We start from the raw sequence: 15,819 nt of genomic DNA on the forward strand, positions 1-15,819 counted from the left end.
GGCCCATGACGAGGTGCCTGCTGCCGCTCCTGTTCTCTTTGGTTTTTCTCGCGCTGCCTGCGTCGCTCCCCGCCGTTGAATTGCCCGGAAGCGTGGTGAGTCGACCGCAGACCGACCGGGAACTGTTCCAGGACGGGCTGAAGGCCTGGGAAGAGGGGCGGCAGGACGAGGCGCTGCAGCGGCTGCGGGGTTTCGTCATCCGCTATCCCGATTCGGTCTATGCCCCCCAGGCCGCCCTGTTGCTGGCCCGCATCTTCTATCTGAACGACAGCTTCGATGAGGCGCGTCTCTATTTCGACCGGGCCGCACAGCGGGCCGGTACGCCCGAATTCGAGCTGATGCAGGGAGCCCTGGCGGTGGCCGATGGTCGTACCGCCGAAGGACTCGGCCGCCTGCGGACCCTGGCGGCGGACGATCTCGCCCCGCGCGACCGTTTCCTGCGCGCCCGGGCTTTGGCACGAGGACTGACGGACAGCGGCCGGGCGCTGGAAGGCCTGCTGGCGTTGCACCAGGTTCTGAACCGGGGAGATGACCTGCCCGCCATCGATCGTCGGGCGCTCGAGGGACAGGCTTACGACATCCTCCAGCAGCTGGACGACGCCGTTCTGGGCGAGGCGGCCTTCATGTTCCGGGGGACGGCCCTCGGCCAGAGCGCCCGCCTGCTGCAGGCCCGGCGGCTCTACGCCGCAGGCAGAAGCGACGAGGCTCAGCAGCAGGTTCGCAGCCTGATCGCCGATCCGGTGCCCTTCGCCTACCGGCGGGACGCGGTGCTGCTGCTCGACCGGCTGACCGGCAAACCGTGGCTGCAGCGGGCCGTCGGGGTCATGCTGCCGCTGTCGGGACGCTACGCCACCTTCGGCGAGCTGGTCCGGCGGGGCATGGAGCTGGCGCGGGAGGTCTACGGCCGCGACGCGGTCCGCTTCATCTACACCGACATCGCCGGCAAGGACGTGTCGCTCGAGGTCGACCGGCTGGCGAACGAGGAGCGGGTGATGGCCCTGGCCGGCCCGATCACCGGCGGCAGGGCGATGGAAGCGGCCCGCCAGGCCCAGTACCAGCAGGTGCCGATCCTCTCCCTGGCGCAAAGGGAGGGGATTCCGGAGCTGGGCGACTACGTCTTTCGCGACTCGCTGACCAGCCGGCTGCAGGCCCGCACCCTGGCCCGCTACGCGGTGCAGGAGCGGGGCTGGACTGCGTTCGGCATTCTCCGTCCCCAGAGCCGTCTCGGCGAGGAGTTCGCCCGGGTTTTCTCCGAGGAGGTCGCCGCCCTGGGCGGGCTGGTGATCGACGAAGAGGCCTATTCCCCCGACGCCACCGATTTTCGCCGGCAGATCCGGCTGCTGATGGGCGAAGATCCGGAGGCGCCGGACGATCCCGGGCCGTTGAGCGAGGAGGAGCAGCTCGAGGATCTCTTCGTTCCGGATTTTCCGCCGGTCGATTTTGACGCGCTGTTCATTCCCGACTACGCCGACAAGGTCGAACTGATCGCGCCGCAGCTTCCCTTCTACGGCATCGAGGGCGTGCCGCTGCTCGGCATCAACGGCTGGAACGATCCCGACCTGCTGCGGCACGCCGGGCGCTATGTCGAGGGCGCGATCTTTCCCGACGGGTTCTTCCGCTACAGTTCCTATCCCTTCGTGCAGGATTTCGTCCGCCGCTACTTTGAGCGCTATGGCGAGGAACCGTCGATCCTTGAGGCGCAGGGCTTCGATGTCGCCGGCATTCTGCTCTCGATCTTCGACCGGCCCGACATCCGGACCCGCGAGGATGTCCGCCTGGCCCTCAGCCAGCTGCGCAACTACCCCGGCGTCACCGGCGCCACCAGCTTCGACTTCAACGGCGAAGCCGACAAGCTCCTCTTTCTGCTGCAGATCCAGAAGAGCCGGATCGTCCAGATCAACTAGGCGGTCGCGAGCATGTTTTTCGGGGGCCTTCCATTCCGCCTGCTGCCTGTCCTTCTCCTGCTGCTGTCCGCCTGTGCGCCCACGACCGGCGGGCAGGGGGTGGAGTATCGGCCGGCGGACTGGACCGGGACCCGGGGGCGGGTGGTCGACCGGCAGGGCCGGCCGGCGGCCGGAGCCTGGGTCTATGCCTACCGCAGTGACCGCGGCGGTCTGCGTGGACCGGCCGATTACGCTGCCCGGGTCGCTGCCGACGGCCGTTACGAACTCGATCTTCCGGCCGGGCGCTTCTGGCTGGTGGCGCGGCTGCGGCGGGCCGGCGCCGGCGACAGTGGGCCGCCGCGCCGCGGCGACGCCTGGGCACCCTGGCCGCGCAATCCGCTTCAGGTTCGTCCGGGGCGGGTCGCTGTCGCCGATTTCGTGCTGATGCCGGTCGTGCAGCCGAACATTCTGCGTCAGGGGAGTCTGGTCAGCGGCGACACCGGATTTGCCGGCCGGCTGATCGATGAGCGGGGCCGACCGGTCGCCGGCGCCTTCGCCCTGGCCTATCGCGGCCGGGACATGCACCGCATGCCCGATTTCACCTCGCCGCCGGCGGCCGATGACGGCCGCTTCCGGCTCTTTGTCGACGGGCCGGGCGTCTGGTGTCTGGCGGCGCGCCAGGGAACCCGCGGCCAGCCCCGGCAGGGAGAACTCTATGGTCTGCTGGCGCCGGGGGAGGCGGGCTGTCTGCAGGTCGATGCCGGCGAGATCCGCGAAGTCGGCGACATCGTGCTGCGCCCCTTCCGCCAGTCCTACTGACCTTCGCCGCCGGCTTCGCCCAGATCGAGCAGGCTGTAGAGCATTGCCACCCGGGGCATCGGGCTGCCGACCCGTTCCGCCCGGCGCAGGGGGACGGCGTAGATGGCGTCCAGCTCGAGCGGCCGGCCTTCGCTGCGGTCGATCATCATGCTGGGGCGGTAGTGATCCATCCGTGCAGTCATCGCCAGCATCCGGGCGATGAAGGCGTCGCCGTCGATCGGCTGGCGCAACGGTTGACGGTTGGCCGCCGCTACCACTTCCTGCATCATCGCTTCCACCAGCCGGGCGCTGGGCGAATGCGCCAGCAGCTCGGTGACATCCCTGCCGGTCAGGGCGCACAGGCCGTTGAAGGGGATGTTCCAGACCAGTTTTTCCCAGCGGATTCGGCCCAGATCGTCGACCGCCTCGCAGGGAATGCCGGCCCGGTCGAACAGCTCGGCGAGCCGCCGCGTCCGGCCGCCGGCAGCGCCGGTCATCTCGCCGAGGCGGATGCGCCCCTCGCCGAGATGGTGAACGTGCCCCGGCTCGCCGCGGTTGGAGCAGAGGTAGGCGACGCCGCCCAGCACCCGTTCGGCACCGAAGGCATCGGCCAGCAGCTCTTCGTTGCCGAGGCCGTTCTGCAGGGTGAGGATGGCGGTCTCGGGTTTGAGCAGGGGGCGGACCAGCTCGGGCAGCAGGTGATTGGCGAAAGTCTTCAGGCCGACCAGGACCAGGTCGACCGGCCCCATCGCCCGACTGTCGGCAAAGGCGCGCACCCCGGCAAGATGAAAGCTGTCGTGTACCGACGAGTGCACCCACAGTCCTTTCCGGCGAACGGCCTCGAAGTCGCGGCGCAGCAGGAAGCGGACCTCGAGGCCGCTGCGCTGCAGCATGGCGCCGTAATAGAGGCCGAGGGCGCCGGCGCCGACCACACCGATCACGGGATGCTCGCCCATCTCAGAACCTCCAGCGCAGCCGGATCATGCCGAGATTCGGGCCCGCTTCCAGGTCCAGGCCGTAGCGTCGGCGCAGGGATGTCCGTTCCTCTTCCAGCCGGCGGCGGTTGCCCTTGTGGGCGTTGTTGACGGCGTTGTAGATGTTGCCGCCGTACCAGCCGAGTTCGATGAAGGTCAGAATGCCGCCCAGCACCGGGCTGTCGTTGTCGAAGGCCTCGACGGCAGCGAAGATGAAGGCGGCGTTGAGCGCCAGGGCGATGGCGCCGTCCCGGTAGCGGCCGGTATAGACCTGCCCCGCGCCCGGCAGCAGCGCCGACAGGACGCCGGCGGTGGCGGGGGACTTCAGGGGGAGGCTCTGCAGCCGGTCGATGCCGGCGGCCAGGGCGGTGGCCTGGGTTCCCGGCAGCGGGGCCAGCAGCTGACGGGCGTCAGCGTACTTTTCCTCCTCGATCAGGCACCAGGCGATCCGGTAGTCGGCCTGCTGCCGCAGCCGGGGATAGGTTCGCGCCGCCTGGCGGTAGCGCTGCCGGGCGCGCAGATAGTCGTGGCGGCGAAAGGCCGCTTCGGCGTAGAGCAGGGCGCCGCGGACGGCCTCGGGGCTGTCGGGAAAGGAGGCCGCCAGCTGCTCGAGCGTTCTGTCGGCTTCTTCGAAGCGTTCGCCGGCCAGGTAGGCCCGCGCCATGCGCAGCAGGGCGCCGGGAGCTTCCGGATGGTCCGGAAAGTGGTAGAGAAAGCGCTTGTACTCGGTGACGGCCCGGTAGTAGTCCTCTTCGGAAAAGAGCCGATCGGCAAAGCCGAGCTGATCGTCGGCGGTTGCGGCGAAGACGGGACGGGCGAGACACAGGCTCAGCAGCAGGGTGTAGAGCAGCAGACGCGGCATGGGCGACCCTCGTGGCAAGGAAATGCCTGCCGGTGCACGGCCGTACCCGGCAGGGGGGAATTCAGACTGGAAAGCAGACTAGCACAGGGCGGGCGAAAACGGCAGGCAAAATCTGTAAGTATAGAGTTTCTAAAGCCTTTCGGTTTGACGTCCATGGTTTGTTGTGCTATTTTGTAAGAATGCGAAATTCAGAGAAGACGTTCAAGGTCGGTGATCGGGCAGTCTATCCGGCACAGGGGGTAGGTGTCATCGAGGCCATCGAGTCGCGGGAGTTCGCCGGTATCGAGAGCGAATTCTATGTATTGCGCATTGTCGACACCGATATGACCATCATGGTACCGGTAGGCAATGTCGAACAGGTGGGGTTGCGTCGCCTGATCAGCAAGCGGCAGGTGGCCCGTGTCTACCAGGTGCTGGAGAACAAGCCGGAAAACGGTGTCGGCGCCATCGCCTCCTGGAGCCGGAGACAGCGGGAGTACAACGAGAAGATCAAGTCGGGCGATCCGCTGGAGGTGGCCGAGGTGCTGCGCGAGCTCTACCTGATCAAGGAAGACAAGGAGCTCTCCTACGGCGAGAAAAAGGTGCTGGAACTGGCCCGCAAGCTGCTGATTTCGGAGATCGCCCTGGCCGAGGGCAAGGACGAGGAGAAGGTGGCCCAGCGGGTCGAGAACATGCTCCTGAACTGATCCGGATTGCAGAGACCAATGAGCCGACCGGGCCTTGCCGCCCGGTCTTTCTTTTTGGCCCCGGGGCGCGGCGGTGGCCCGGAGGATGGCGGAAAGGCGGATTCATGGCCGTATGGGTCGTCATACCGGCTGCCGGCATGGGTCGGCGCATGGGCAGCGAAACCAGCAAGCAGTTTCTGCAACTGGGAGGACGGCCGATTCTGGCCCATACCCTCGATCTGTTCGAGCGGCATTCGGCGATCGACCACCTGGTGTTGGTGGTGCCGGCCCGTGAACAGGAACTCTGCCGGCAGCAGGTCGTCGGGCCCGGCGGCTACCGCAAGCTGCGGGCCATGGTCGACGGCGGCGTCGAGCGCCAGGATTCGGTGCGTCTGGGACTGCGGGCCTGTCTTGCTGCCGACGACGACCTGGTGCTGATTCATGACGGCGTCCGGCCGCTGTTCGACGCTGCCCTGATCGAGCCCCTGTTGGCGGCGGCGCGCGAAACGGGCGGTGCCATCGTCGGCGTGCCGGTCAAGGACACGGTCAAGGTGGTCGAAGACAGCCTGATTGCCGGAACGCCGCGGCGCGACCGGCTCTGGCTGGCTCAGACGCCACAGGCCTTCCCCTTTGCCGTCATCCGTGAGGCGCACGAGCGGGCGCTGGCCGACGGCCATGTCGGCACCGACGACGCTTCGCTGGTCGAGCGTCTGGGGCGGCCCGTGGCCGTGGTGCGCGGCGACTACCGCAATATCAAGATCACCACGCCGGAAGACCTGATTCTGGCCGAGGCACTGCTGGCGGCGCAGGAGGTGGACCGATGATGCGTATTGGACACGGATACGATGTGCACCGCCTGGTCTCCGGACGCAGGCTGGTTCTCGGAGGGGTGGAGATTCCCTGGCATTTCGGTCTGATGGGGCATTCGGACGCCGACGTGCTGCTGCACGCCATCTGCGATGCGGTTCTCGGTGCCGTGGGCGAAGGGGACATCGGCCGGCATTTTCCCGACAGCGATCCCGCCTACAAGGGGATTGACAGCCGCAAGCTGCTGGCGGAAACTCTCGCCATCGCCGCCCGGCGCGGTTTCCGGGTCGGCAATCTTGACGCCACCATCATCGCCCAGCGGCCGAAGCTGGCGCCGTACATCGGCGCCATGGTGGAGACGATCGCCGCCCTCTGCCAGGTCGACATCCGGCAGGTCAACATCAAGGCGACCACCACCGAGGAACTCGGTTTTGCCGGCCGCGGCGAAGGGATCGCCGCCCACGCCGTGGTGCTGATGGCCGAGGTCGACATCGGCGCCGAGCTGGACGTTTAAAATGGGTGAAGCGACCGCGAAGGCACGAAGGACACGGAGCGAAAACCGGAGAATCTTCTTCGTGTCTTCGTGGTGAGATTCCGGCAGTTTTTTCATCTTCCTGGATAGAACAGACATGGCAGAAACCACGACGACCCCGAGCAACTTCATCCGCAACATCATCGACGCCGACCTGGCCAGCGGCCGCCGCAGCGAGGTGGTGACCCGCTTCCCGCCGGAGCCGAACGGCTATCTGCACATCGGCCACGCCAAGAGCATCTGTCTCAACTTCGGCCTGGCCGAAATCTACGGCGGCCGCTGTCACCTGCGCTTCGACGACACCAACCCGGTCAAGGAAGAGCAGGAGTACGTCGAGGCGATTCAGCGCGACGTGCGCTGGCTCGGCTTCGACTGGGGCGAACACCTCTATTTCGCCTCCGACTATTTCGACCAGCTCTACGCCTGGGCGGTGCAGCTGATCAAGGCCGGCAAGGCCTATGTCGACAGCCAGAGTCCGGAGGAGATCCGCGTCAACCGCGGCACCCTCACCGAACCGGGTATTCCCAGCCCCTATCGCGACCGGTCGGTGGAGGAGAACCTCGAGCTGTTCGAGCGGATGAAGAACGGCGAATTCCCCGACGGCAGCCATGTGCTGCGGGCGAAGATCGACATGGCCTCGCCCAACATCAACCTGCGCGATCCGGTCATGTACCGCATCCTGCACGCCCGGCACCATCGCACCGGCGACAAGTGGTGCATCTACCCGATGTACGATTTCGCCCATGGCCAGGAGGATTCGATCGAGGGGATCACCCATTCGATCTGCACCCTCGAATTCGAGGATCACCGGCCGCTCTACGACTGGTTCATCGAGCAGCTCGGCATTCACGCCCCGCAGCAGATCGAGTTCGCCCGCCTCAACCTCACCTACACGGTGATGAGCAAGCGCAAGCTGCTGCAGCTGGTGCGGGAAAAGCTGGTCGCCGGCTGGGACGATCCGCGCATGCCGACCCTGTCGGGCATGCGCCGGCGCGGCTATCCGCCGCAGGCGATCCGTCTCTTTTGCGACCGGATCGGCGTCGGAAAGTCGGAGGCCTGGATCGATCTGTCGGTGCTCGAGGACTGCGTCCGCGAGGTGCTCAACGAAACCTCCCTGCGGCGGATGGCGGTGCTCAGGCCACTGAAGGTGACCATCACCAATCTGCCGCAGAGCGAAATCGTCTGCCGTGGCGCCAATCACCCGCAGCGGCCGGAACTGGGGGAGCGCGAACTGCTGTTGACCCCGGAGATCTACATCGAGCGGGACGATTTCATGGAGGAGGCGCCGAAGAAGTTCTTCCGCCTGGCGCCCGGCCGCGAGGTGCGCCTGCGCAACGCCTGCGTCATCCGCTGCGACGAGGTGATCAAGGACACCGCCGGCGAGGTGGTCGAACTGCGCTGCAGCTGCGATCCTGATACCTTCGGCGCCAATCCGGCCGACGGTCGCAAGATCAAGGGGACCATCCACTGGGTGTCGGCGGTCCACGGCCGCCGGGTGCCGGTGCGGCTCTACGACCGCCTCTTCCGGGAGGAGAACCCGGACCGGGCCGAGGATTTCCGCGACTGCCTCAACCCCGATTCCCTGGTCGAAACCGAAGCCTGGGTCGAGCCTTCGCTGCTCGAAGTGACCCCGGGACAGACCGTGCAGTTCGAACGGACCGGCTACTTCACCGCCGACAGCGTCGACTCAAGCGCTGGGGCGCCGGTCTTCAACCGCACCGTCACCCTGCGCGACAGCTGGGCGAAGCTGAAAAAGTAGAAGTTAGAATCCACCACGAAGTCACGACGGACACGAAGAAATTCTCTCTCCAGGGTTGATTCGTGATCTTCATGTCTTCGTGGCCGCATTTGAATTCTGGAGAAAAAAATGAGCCTGCGTGTTTACAACACCCTGAGCGGCAAGAAGGAAGAGTTCGTTCCGCTGGAGCCGGGCAAGGTCAGGATGTACGTCTGCGGCGTGACGGTCTACGACTACTGCCACATCGGCCATGCCCGCGCCAATATCGTTTTCGACGTCATCTACCGCTACCTGCAGTATGCCGGGTACGAGGTCACCTACGTGCGCAATTACACCGACGTCGACGACAAGATCATCAACCGGGCCAACGAGCGGGGAATTTCGAGCCGGGAGCTGGCCGAGGAGTTCATCAAGGCCTTCGATGAGGACATGGAAGCCCTGGGCCTGGCCAAGCCGACCTTTGAGCCGCGGGCGACCGAGTACATCCCGCAGATCATCGAGCTGGTCGAACGGCTGATCGACAAGGGTCTCGCCTACGAGGCCGGAGGTGACGTCTACTACCGGGTGCGCAAGTTTCCCGGCTACCTGAAGCTCAGTGGGCGCAACATGGAGGAGATGCAGGCCGGCGCCCGCATCGCTCCGGGCGAGCAGAAGGAGGACCCGATGGACTTCGCCCTCTGGAAGGCGGCCAAGCCGGGCGAGCCGAGCTGGGAATCCCCCTGGGGGCCGGGCCGTCCCGGTTGGCATATCGAGTGTTCGGCCATGAGCTCCAGCCTGCTCGGCGACACCTTCGACATCCACGGCGGCGGCCGCGACCTGATCTTCCCCCATCACGAAAACGAGATCGCCCAGTCGGAAGGCGTCACCGGCAAGCCCTTCGCCCGCTACTGGATCCACAACGGTTTCGTCAACGTCAACCAGGAGAAGATGAGCAAGTCGCTCGGCAATTTCTTCACCATTCGCGAGATTCTCCGGCAGTACGATCCGGAAATTCTGCGCTTCTTCATCCTCACCGCCCACTACCGGTCGCCCATCGATTTTTCAGATCAGAACCTGAAGGAGGCGAAAGCCGGGCTGACCCGCTTCTATGAGGCGCTGGCGGCCGCCGACGACACCCTGCGCCGGCATCCGCTGCCGGAGAAGGCGATCTGCCCGCAGATCACCGATGCCGAGCGGGAGGTCTATGACAAGATCGAGCACCTGGACGAGTTCTTCGCCGCCGCCATGGACGATGATTTCAACACCGCCGCGGCCATCGGCCACCTGTTCGAGGCGGTGCGCGGGATCAACCGGCTGATCGGCGAGGCCCGGTTCGACGAATGCCCCCTGTCACTGCAGGTGATCGCCGACGGGGCGCGCAAGCTGCGGGAGCTGGGCGGCGTGCTGGGGCTGTTCGGCTCCGATCCGGCCGACTGGCTGGAAAGGCAGAAGGCGAGCGGTCTGCAGGCGGTCGACTATACTCCGGAACAGATCGAGGCGCTGATCGCCGAGCGCAGCCGGGCGCGGGCCGAGCGCGACTTCGTCCGCGCCGACGAGATCCGCGACGAACTGGCCGCCGCCGGCATCGAGCTGCTCGACAGCAAGGAAGGAACGACCTGGCGGTTGAAGTAGGGACGAGTCGTTCACCGGCCCTTCTTCGCCCCTCCTTCACTCAATATCAAGGAAAGCGTTTTTTCTGGTGGAGGACTCGTTCGCGTTGCCGGCAGCCATGCCCCTCCCCTTTCACTCGAAGGCGAAAAGGGAGAGCGTGGATTAACTGTCCTATTTGCCGCTGTCGATCAGCGGACGTACCTCGTCGATCGCGAAGGTGAGTACCGCCTTGATGTTGTCGGCCGCCCTGTCGCCGGCCATCTGGCGAACCGTGCCGACCATCTGGTCAAAAACCGGTCCTGACTCGTCGGCCTTCACGACCGACATGTAGACCCGGCCGCCCTGCCAGGCATAGGGGTCGGGGGCGGGATGGAAAAAGACGAAAGCCGCCCGGGGGTTTTCGCGCAGGTTGGCATAGGAACGGTTGTCGCCGATTGCCATCATTACGGTGTTTTCGTCGACCATCTGCAGGGCCGAGAAGACAGCATTGTCGACCTTGCCGCTGCTGTCTGCGGTGGCCAGGGTGCCAAGGCGGGTCGGGTTGTTGAACAGGGCCATCAATTCCTTTCGGTTCATTTTTTTCTCCTGGGTTTGCGTGTTGACCGGCAAAAGTTCTTCGTTGCAACTATCTGGGCGCGTTTTGCTGTTTGGCTAAGAGTACAGGCATAACCTTGTCGAGGAAACCATCAATCGTCTTTCCGCTGCAGACCCCGTCCCGAAAGTCGCGTACGAACAGCCTTTCGAGTTTCATGTCCACCTCGTGGGTCCTCTCGACGAAGGTGATCTGAGGGAACTCGGCCCGTAGCAGGTTGAGGTACTTCTTGTGGAGTGGGCAGAGGCTCATCACGCAGTTGGCCAAGTGCACGGCATCGACCCCCGAACTGGCCAGGGTCCGCACGCGACGAAAGATCTTCTCCGGTGCGTAGAGGGTGGGACAGCCGGCGCAGCAGCTGGGCCTGGATGGTTCTTGGCGGACGGCCGGATTGAAGGTTGGTCTGGTCCATGTCCCTGCTCTCAAGTTGCAAGGCCAGACAGGTGGGGGGCGGGGGCAGGTGGGAGTAAAAAAATAGTATTATGCCCCCGGAATTCCCGACTCAAGAAGGCTGTGGATTCGGTGAATGTTTTATCCCAGTGAGATTTCTGTTCCGTTTTCGCTTTCTGCAGCCTTCATCACGCATCTCCACTCGGTATCCGTTCGAACAGCATGCCGTAATGGTAAGGCGGCAGATCAATGAGGCCCGGCGGCAACAGTTGGAATCCGGCGTCTTCGGCCCAGGCTTGGCACTGTTCGGGGCGGGGACGGATTTCCATCGAAGGGCCACGCGGCGTAGTCGGATCGTAATTCCAGTGGATGACGGCCAGCTTGCCTTTTGGTGCCAGGATGCGACAGGCCTCATTCAGCAGGAGTTCGGGCTGTTCGGCATGCAGGATGTTGAAAAGCATGACATAGTCGATACTGCCGTCAGCAAGACCTGTCCCTTCTTTCATGAAGTCCCGCAACACGGTTTGCAGGTTGTCAAGGTTCGCCTGCTGCGCCTCTTTCGTGGTCACGGCAATCATCTCTGCATCGATGTCGATGGCGTAGACATGGCCGGAAACCATTCGTGCTGCGGCAATGGAAAAGGTTCCGTAACCGCAACCGAAGTCGACCACATTCCCTGTGGATGATGACAACCCGAGTTTTTCAAGAATTTTTCCCGGGTTGAAAAAATCGGCCCACATCCCCTCTTCGGGCATGCCGCTTTCCCTGATCTTCATCGGCAAGGCCCCAGTTCAATGGCTTCTCTTAACGCTTCCAGGCAACATTCAATCACTTTGTGGTTGATATCTTTCGGCCCTTTGTGAAAATCGCTATCGCCAGTGGCCATGGTGTTCGTTACATGCAGCAGCGAGGCAATTTCAACCTTCTTGACTTGGGCCAGAGCCATCAAGGCCGCTGCCTCCATTTCCACGGTCTGCACCCCGTCAGCACGATATTGCTCGATCTGCGAGGCGGTTTCCCGGTAGGGAGCGTCTGTGGTCCAGGTCGCCCCACGGCAGACCGGTAAGCCGCAGCTCTCCGCATGACGAGCCAAGATCTGAGGCAACTGGCCGCCGGCTTCAATCCAGGGTGCGGGAGGAAGATAGTGATAGGATGTACCTTCATCACGAATGGCCCGGTCGGGAACCATCATATAGGGTGGAGGCAGCTGATTGCTGATCGATCCTGCGGAACTGTAACCGATCAAATGGCGGCAACCGCTGGCGATCAACTGCTCGCAGACCAGTACTGCAAAGGAGGCCCCGACCGTTCCACCGATCAGGCCCATTTCGAAACCGTCTCGTTCAATCACCAGAAGCGATGTATGGAAACAGGGCCAATCAGCATTGGTTGTTGCACCGAAATGCTCTCGTGCCACTGCCACCAGCTCGCCATCAAAGTCGAGCAGGCAACAGGCAGGGAGTTTGCTGCGACTGCCGCCTTTCATTGATGACGCCTTGGCAAGCAGGTTTTCTGGCAGAAAAACCGAAGGCTCTTCTGTCGGATGGGCAAGAATCGGGAGTTTTTGCTGATCTTTGTCAGTCATATTCTTTCCCACAAGCTTGGGGTCAGGTCTTGAATTATCGGTTTTCGGCGTTGACGATCTTGCTGATGGTGGTGTAATGCAGCCCGAAAGCCCGGGCAATCTCTGTCAGTCGATAGCCATGCGCAAGGTGCGCCTCACGGATCAGACGATTGCGCTCCTGTTTTGAGAGCAGCTTGTCCCGGGGGAACAGGTCTTCCAGCGCGGGGCGGCCAAGCTGCCGCTGATGACGAGGGATTTCGGCGGCGAGCTTTCTGTCTTCCAGTAAATTCTTGACCTTCTGCACAAACGCATCCCCACCCAGCACAATCTGGCTGTGCAGCTGTGTCCAGGGTGAGCGAGATTGAGCCAATCCGCCTTCAATGAACTGCCGATAGGTGCTTTTGGCCTTGTCGCGGCTTTGGGAAAAGTTGCTGAGGATCCAGTCCGTGGACAGAAAGGGTGGGCAAGGCTCCTTGCCAAGCGTCGCAAGGAAGCTGTTCCAGGGATGGTCCGCCGGATGCCCAACCGCTCCTGCCCGCACCGGGTTGAGTACGACATAGCGACACAGTTCGAGCAGATGACTTTGCTTCTCGACCAGGATGGCCTTGAATCTTCCCTGGAAAACATGACCGACGCGACCATGTTTTCGGTTGAAAGCCTGGGTGTAGACGCCATTGAGCTGCCGCATCCCGGCAGAGAGGTTTCCTTCCGGGGTCTCGATCAGCAGGTGGTAATGGTTGTCCATCAGGCAGTAGGCGTGACAGAGCCAGTTGAAGCGTTTGACGACCCGGGTCAGGGTCTTCAGAAACAGAAGCCGGTCGCCGTCATCCAGAAAGATGTCCGCCTTGGCGTTGCCACGTGAGGTGATGTGATAGACTGCGCCGGGAAATTCAATTCGCAGTGGTCTGGACATGGATTGAGGATAGTGCAAAAAGGTTATAATTCAAGACCTGCCCCCAGGGCGTTTCCCGACGAAAGATCTTCTCCGGTGCGTAGAGGGTGGGACAGCCGGCGCAGCAGATGGGCCTAGGCGGTTCTTGGCGGACGGCCGGATTGAAGGTTGGTCTGGTCCATGTCCCTGCTCTCAAGTTGCAAGGCCAGACAGGTGGGGGATTCGGGGGCAGGTGGGAGTAAAAAATAGTATTATGTCCCGGAATTCCGCACGGAGTTCAAAATAATTCTATTTAATTATAAAAAAATATATTATAAATACGGCTACTCCAAAGCATAGTTGTGTGACTATGTTGAATAGCAATGGAAGGCATATGAATATTCTTTGGATGTCTCTATACTTGCTTAACAAATAGTAAAATATTGGCTGTCGATAAATTCCACTTAATAAGCTAAAAATTATAATTAGAGCGGTGACCCAAGAAAATGTTTTTATTGGGTTTGCTATAATATCTACGGCAAGACGAAAAAAAGCTGGATATTTATAAACGATATAGCTCTTGTTTGTTTCTGGAAGGATTTCCAAAAAGCTGGTGACACTAAATATTATGCCTACTATGCTTAGCCATACAGTTAAAAAGAACTGCTGGTAGTTAAATGATTTTGATTCATTTGCCTGGACCTTTCTGTGGTTTGCGTCTAGCGACTCTTTGAGATAGTCTAATTTAAGCTTGGGTAAATTGTCTATTTGTCCGACAATGTCTAGAAAACATTTGACGTATGGAATAATTCCGCTTGCGTTTGCGCAAACTTTGTCAGAGGGGTCTCTTTTGAATTCTATAGTTTGGCTGTAAAGTTCCTTTATTGTCAAAAGCTTCCAATCGTTGCTGTGCTCGTCTTTAACAGGGTGTAGCTTTACAATTGAGTCTGTTGATTTTGTGTGGTTTTGGTGGTAGTGGGAGATATCTTTAATGAAGATGAAGCATTGTGAGGCAATCTTGTAGATTTGGTTGTGCCCAGCTATGTGTCTTTCTCTATCGTCTGTTTCAACAATTGGGGCTGGATGAAAAGTGGGGCTGGGGTATGGAGAAGATACTAGAATTTCTGTGATGCCATTTCGCTCAAGGGTAAATTGGGCCATAGCATAGGCAAGAGGTGCGACGTCAGCCAGACATTTGTCAAACTTATCATGAAAGTATGAATTTAGGGTTTGTTTAGAGTCAATATCGAAGTCGCTTAAATATGAGGTGTATTGTTTGAGGCGGCCAAGGCATGATGGCCACTGCCGAATGTCAAAAATTAAAACATAGCCGTTAATGCGACCGCCATCCTTAGGGATCTCTCCATTCCCATTTGCTAGACAAAGAAAATAAAACTCCCCACTCTGTTTATATAATATGCGATTAAGCGTTCTCTTAAAAAAGGGGATTGCTGAATCGAGTAGCTGACGTTTCTGTGCACAGATAATATATCTAAAATCTGCGTCAGCTCGGTGCCAGCGAATGGTTGGTGAAGGGCAAGAGGACTCACCAAAAAGTGAGAAAGAAATAGCACCAGAGGTGTTTGGTACCCAGCCTTTAAACTTAAATTGCTGCACCTGCCTCCCCCCAAAGTAGCACAGGGACTATGCAATGAATAAAAAGCCTCTGCCAAAAAAGCAGAGGCTAACAATAAGCTGATTAGGGCCGCTAGGTCAAAAAGTGATTTTTTCTATTGCTTCATCTGATATGGCAGATTGAGAAATCCATTGCCCGTCGTTGCCAATAGCTAGACCTTCCTTGATTAAGTAATTGCTGCCTAAAGCGTATCCGTCATGAAGTTGTCCTTTGAGAGCTGCCCCTAACTTCCATTTGGTCCTGCGATGAATTCTTTCATACTCTCCGCGGTCAGAGAAAATCAATTTTAGGGCTGAGGCAATAAAGACAAATCCTAGAGGAATAAGGACGACGGTTGCCACGAAATACGTTATACCGGTCAGCATGGTTCTCCCCCCGCTTTAGTGTTTTGGTCAATTTGACTAGTAAAATAAGGCACTTGCATGGTGGAGAGTAAAAAAGATGGCTAAGCATTACCATCAGCGACGCTGGTTGTCAAGCAAATTCTTCTTATGGTTAGGCTACTTAGCTTTTCGGAGATTTCAAGCAGGAAGTTTAGAAAAATCGGCCTTAATTAGAGTTTGGCGTTTGGTGGTGTGTAAAAATCATTTGGATGTTCCCTTTTAGTTCTTTTTCATTCTTTTTCATTATGCAGGGCAAGGCCGTGCTCGTTGCGCCTGGTCTGACGCACACTTGCCGGCTTCGCGACAAACGCGGATGAATAAACCGGGCTAGACATAGAGGATGTCCCCGGCGATGCTCTTTTTCACTACCGGTTTCAGGGTGCTTTCGAAGCCGAGATCGACCGGGCGTTGGAGGGCTTGTTCCAGCTAGCACAAGCTTGGGGTCACCCATTAAAAAGACACCGGTCAATTGAAAAAACGACTCCCGCGCGAGAGATTTAGCCTTTCTCGCCTTTGATCGTGACCACCGGTCAC

General features: G+C 60.5%; 15 protein-coding genes. 7 read left to right on the forward strand and 8 right to left on the reverse strand.

Going from position 1 to position 15,819, the window contains the following annotated elements; translation table 11 throughout:
- The first annotated feature begins 95 nt into the window (after positions 1-95).
- Positions 96-1,904, forward strand: coding sequence for an ABC transporter substrate-binding protein (locus tag EDC39_RS12145; protein WP_187426787.1), 1,809 nt, complete (start codon positions 96-98; stop codon positions 1,902-1,904).
- A gap of 12 nt (positions 1,905-1,916) precedes the next feature.
- Positions 1,917-2,702 (forward strand): carboxypeptidase-like regulatory domain-containing protein, encoded by a 786-nt coding sequence (locus EDC39_RS12150; protein WP_148896662.1) that lies wholly within the window; start codon positions 1,917-1,919, stop codon positions 2,700-2,702.
- Here EDC39_RS12150 and EDC39_RS12155 read toward each other — a convergent pair.
- Complete coding sequence (locus EDC39_RS12155; RefSeq protein WP_148896663.1) at positions 2,696-3,637, reverse strand: putative 2-dehydropantoate 2-reductase; 942 nt, start codon at positions 3,635-3,637, stop codon at positions 2,696-2,698. The two genes, EDC39_RS12150 and EDC39_RS12155, sit on opposite strands and share 7 nt — an antisense overlap.
- Position 3,638: 1 nt before the next feature.
- Positions 3,639-4,517: a tetratricopeptide repeat protein gene (locus EDC39_RS12160; RefSeq protein ID WP_148896664.1), complete on the reverse strand. Its 879-nt coding sequence runs from the start codon at positions 4,515-4,517 to the stop codon at positions 3,639-3,641.
- A gap of 179 nt (positions 4,518-4,696) precedes the next feature.
- Here EDC39_RS12160 and EDC39_RS12165 point away from each other — a divergent pair, with 179 nt between their 5' ends.
- The 5 genes from EDC39_RS12165 to cysS all read left to right on the forward strand — a co-directional run bounded on the left by EDC39_RS12165 (position 4,697) and on the right by cysS (position 9,870).
- A complete protein-coding gene (locus EDC39_RS12165; RefSeq protein WP_148896665.1) occupies positions 4,697-5,203 on the forward strand; it encodes a CarD family transcriptional regulator in 507 nt (168 codons plus the stop codon).
- A 104-nt stretch (positions 5,204-5,307) separates the two neighbouring features.
- Positions 5,308-6,006, forward strand: a complete 699-nt coding sequence (gene ispD / locus EDC39_RS12170) for a 2-C-methyl-D-erythritol 4-phosphate cytidylyltransferase (RefSeq protein ID WP_148896666.1) — start codon at positions 5,308-5,310, stop codon at positions 6,004-6,006.
- The gene (ispF, locus tag EDC39_RS12175; RefSeq protein ID WP_187426788.1) at positions 6,006-6,503 is read left to right on the forward strand and encodes a 2-C-methyl-D-erythritol 2,4-cyclodiphosphate synthase; all 498 of its coding nucleotides are present in this window, start codon (positions 6,006-6,008) and stop codon (positions 6,501-6,503) included. The genes ispD and ispF overlap by 1 nt, the downstream gene beginning before the upstream one ends.
- Positions 6,504-6,618: 115 nt before the next feature.
- Positions 6,619-8,280 (forward strand): glutamine--tRNA ligase/YqeY domain fusion protein, encoded by a 1,662-nt coding sequence (locus tag EDC39_RS12180; protein WP_148896668.1) that lies wholly within the window; start codon positions 6,619-6,621, stop codon positions 8,278-8,280.
- Between the two features lie 108 nt (positions 8,281-8,388).
- Positions 8,389-9,870, forward strand: a complete 1,482-nt coding sequence (cysS, locus tag EDC39_RS12185; RefSeq protein WP_148896669.1) for a cysteine--tRNA ligase — start codon at positions 8,389-8,391, stop codon at positions 9,868-9,870.
- Between the two features lie 150 nt (positions 9,871-10,020).
- On the opposite strand, the gene EDC39_RS12190 is transcribed toward cysS, so the two are convergent.
- The 6 genes from EDC39_RS12190 to EDC39_RS12220 form a co-directional block, all read right to left on the reverse strand.
- Entirely contained in the window at positions 10,021-10,425 is a 405-nt protein-coding gene (locus tag EDC39_RS12190) for a pyridoxamine 5'-phosphate oxidase family protein (protein ID WP_148896670.1), read from the reverse strand.
- A 594-nt stretch (positions 10,426-11,019) separates the two neighbouring features.
- Positions 11,020-11,607 carry a class I SAM-dependent methyltransferase gene (locus EDC39_RS12200; RefSeq protein WP_148896672.1) on the reverse strand — a complete coding sequence of 196 codons (588 nt, stop codon included), beginning with the start codon at positions 11,605-11,607 and terminating at the stop codon, positions 11,020-11,022.
- Positions 11,604-12,416 (reverse strand): nucleoside phosphorylase, encoded by an 813-nt coding sequence (locus tag EDC39_RS12205; protein WP_148896673.1) that lies wholly within the window; start codon positions 12,414-12,416, stop codon positions 11,604-11,606. Before EDC39_RS12205 ends, EDC39_RS12200 begins: the two co-directional genes overlap by 4 nt.
- 34 nt (positions 12,417-12,450) lie before the next feature.
- Complete coding sequence (locus tag EDC39_RS12210; protein WP_148896674.1) at positions 12,451-13,308, reverse strand: REP-associated tyrosine transposase; 858 nt, start codon at positions 13,306-13,308, stop codon at positions 12,451-12,453.
- A 267-nt stretch (positions 13,309-13,575) separates the two neighbouring features.
- Entirely contained in the window at positions 13,576-14,883 is a 1,308-nt protein-coding gene (locus EDC39_RS12215) for a hypothetical protein (protein ID WP_148896675.1), read from the reverse strand.
- A 96-nt stretch (positions 14,884-14,979) separates the two neighbouring features.
- Positions 14,980-15,267, reverse strand: coding sequence for a hypothetical protein (locus EDC39_RS12220; RefSeq protein WP_148896676.1), 288 nt, complete (start codon positions 15,265-15,267; stop codon positions 14,980-14,982).
- Between the last annotated feature and the right edge of the window lie 552 nt (positions 15,268-15,819).

The sequence above is a fragment of the Geothermobacter ehrlichii genome (genome assembly GCF_008124615.1).
Lineage (GTDB): Bacteria > Desulfobacterota > Desulfuromonadia > Desulfuromonadales > Geothermobacteraceae > Geothermobacter > Geothermobacter ehrlichii.

Excerpts from the sequence above, each read along its gene's own strand:
- EDC39_RS12205 (WP_148896673.1), bottom strand. The coding sequence starts at position 12,416 with ATGACTGACAAAGATCAGCAAAAACTCCCGATTCTTGCCCATCCGACA.
- ispD (WP_148896666.1), top strand. The coding sequence starts at position 5,308 with ATGGCCGTATGGGTCGTCATACCGGCTGCCGGCATGGGTCGGCGCATG.
- EDC39_RS12220 (WP_148896676.1), bottom strand. The coding sequence starts at position 15,267 with ATGCTGACCGGTATAACGTATTTCGTGGCAACCGTCGTCCTTATTCCT.
- EDC39_RS12160 (WP_148896664.1), bottom strand. The coding sequence starts at position 4,517 with ATGCCGCGTCTGCTGCTCTACACCCTGCTGCTGAGCCTGTGTCTCGCC.
- EDC39_RS12180 (WP_148896668.1), top strand. The coding sequence starts at position 6,619 with ATGGCAGAAACCACGACGACCCCGAGCAACTTCATCCGCAACATCATC.
- EDC39_RS12190 (WP_148896670.1), bottom strand. The coding sequence starts at position 10,425 with ATGAACCGAAAGGAATTGATGGCCCTGTTCAACAACCCGACCCGCCTT.
- EDC39_RS12165 (WP_148896665.1), top strand. The coding sequence starts at position 4,697 with ATGCGAAATTCAGAGAAGACGTTCAAGGTCGGTGATCGGGCAGTCTAT.
- EDC39_RS12150 (WP_148896662.1), top strand. The coding sequence starts at position 1,917 with ATGTTTTTCGGGGGCCTTCCATTCCGCCTGCTGCCTGTCCTTCTCCTG.
- EDC39_RS12200 (WP_148896672.1), bottom strand. The coding sequence starts at position 11,607 with ATGAAGATCAGGGAAAGCGGCATGCCCGAAGAGGGGATGTGGGCCGAT.
- ispF (WP_187426788.1), top strand. The coding sequence starts at position 6,006 with ATGCGTATTGGACACGGATACGATGTGCACCGCCTGGTCTCCGGACGC.
- EDC39_RS12210 (WP_148896674.1), bottom strand. The coding sequence starts at position 13,308 with ATGTCCAGACCACTGCGAATTGAATTTCCCGGCGCAGTCTATCACATC.
- cysS (WP_148896669.1), top strand. The coding sequence starts at position 8,389 with ATGAGCCTGCGTGTTTACAACACCCTGAGCGGCAAGAAGGAAGAGTTC.
- EDC39_RS12155 (WP_148896663.1), bottom strand. The coding sequence starts at position 3,637 with ATGGGCGAGCATCCCGTGATCGGTGTGGTCGGCGCCGGCGCCCTCGGC.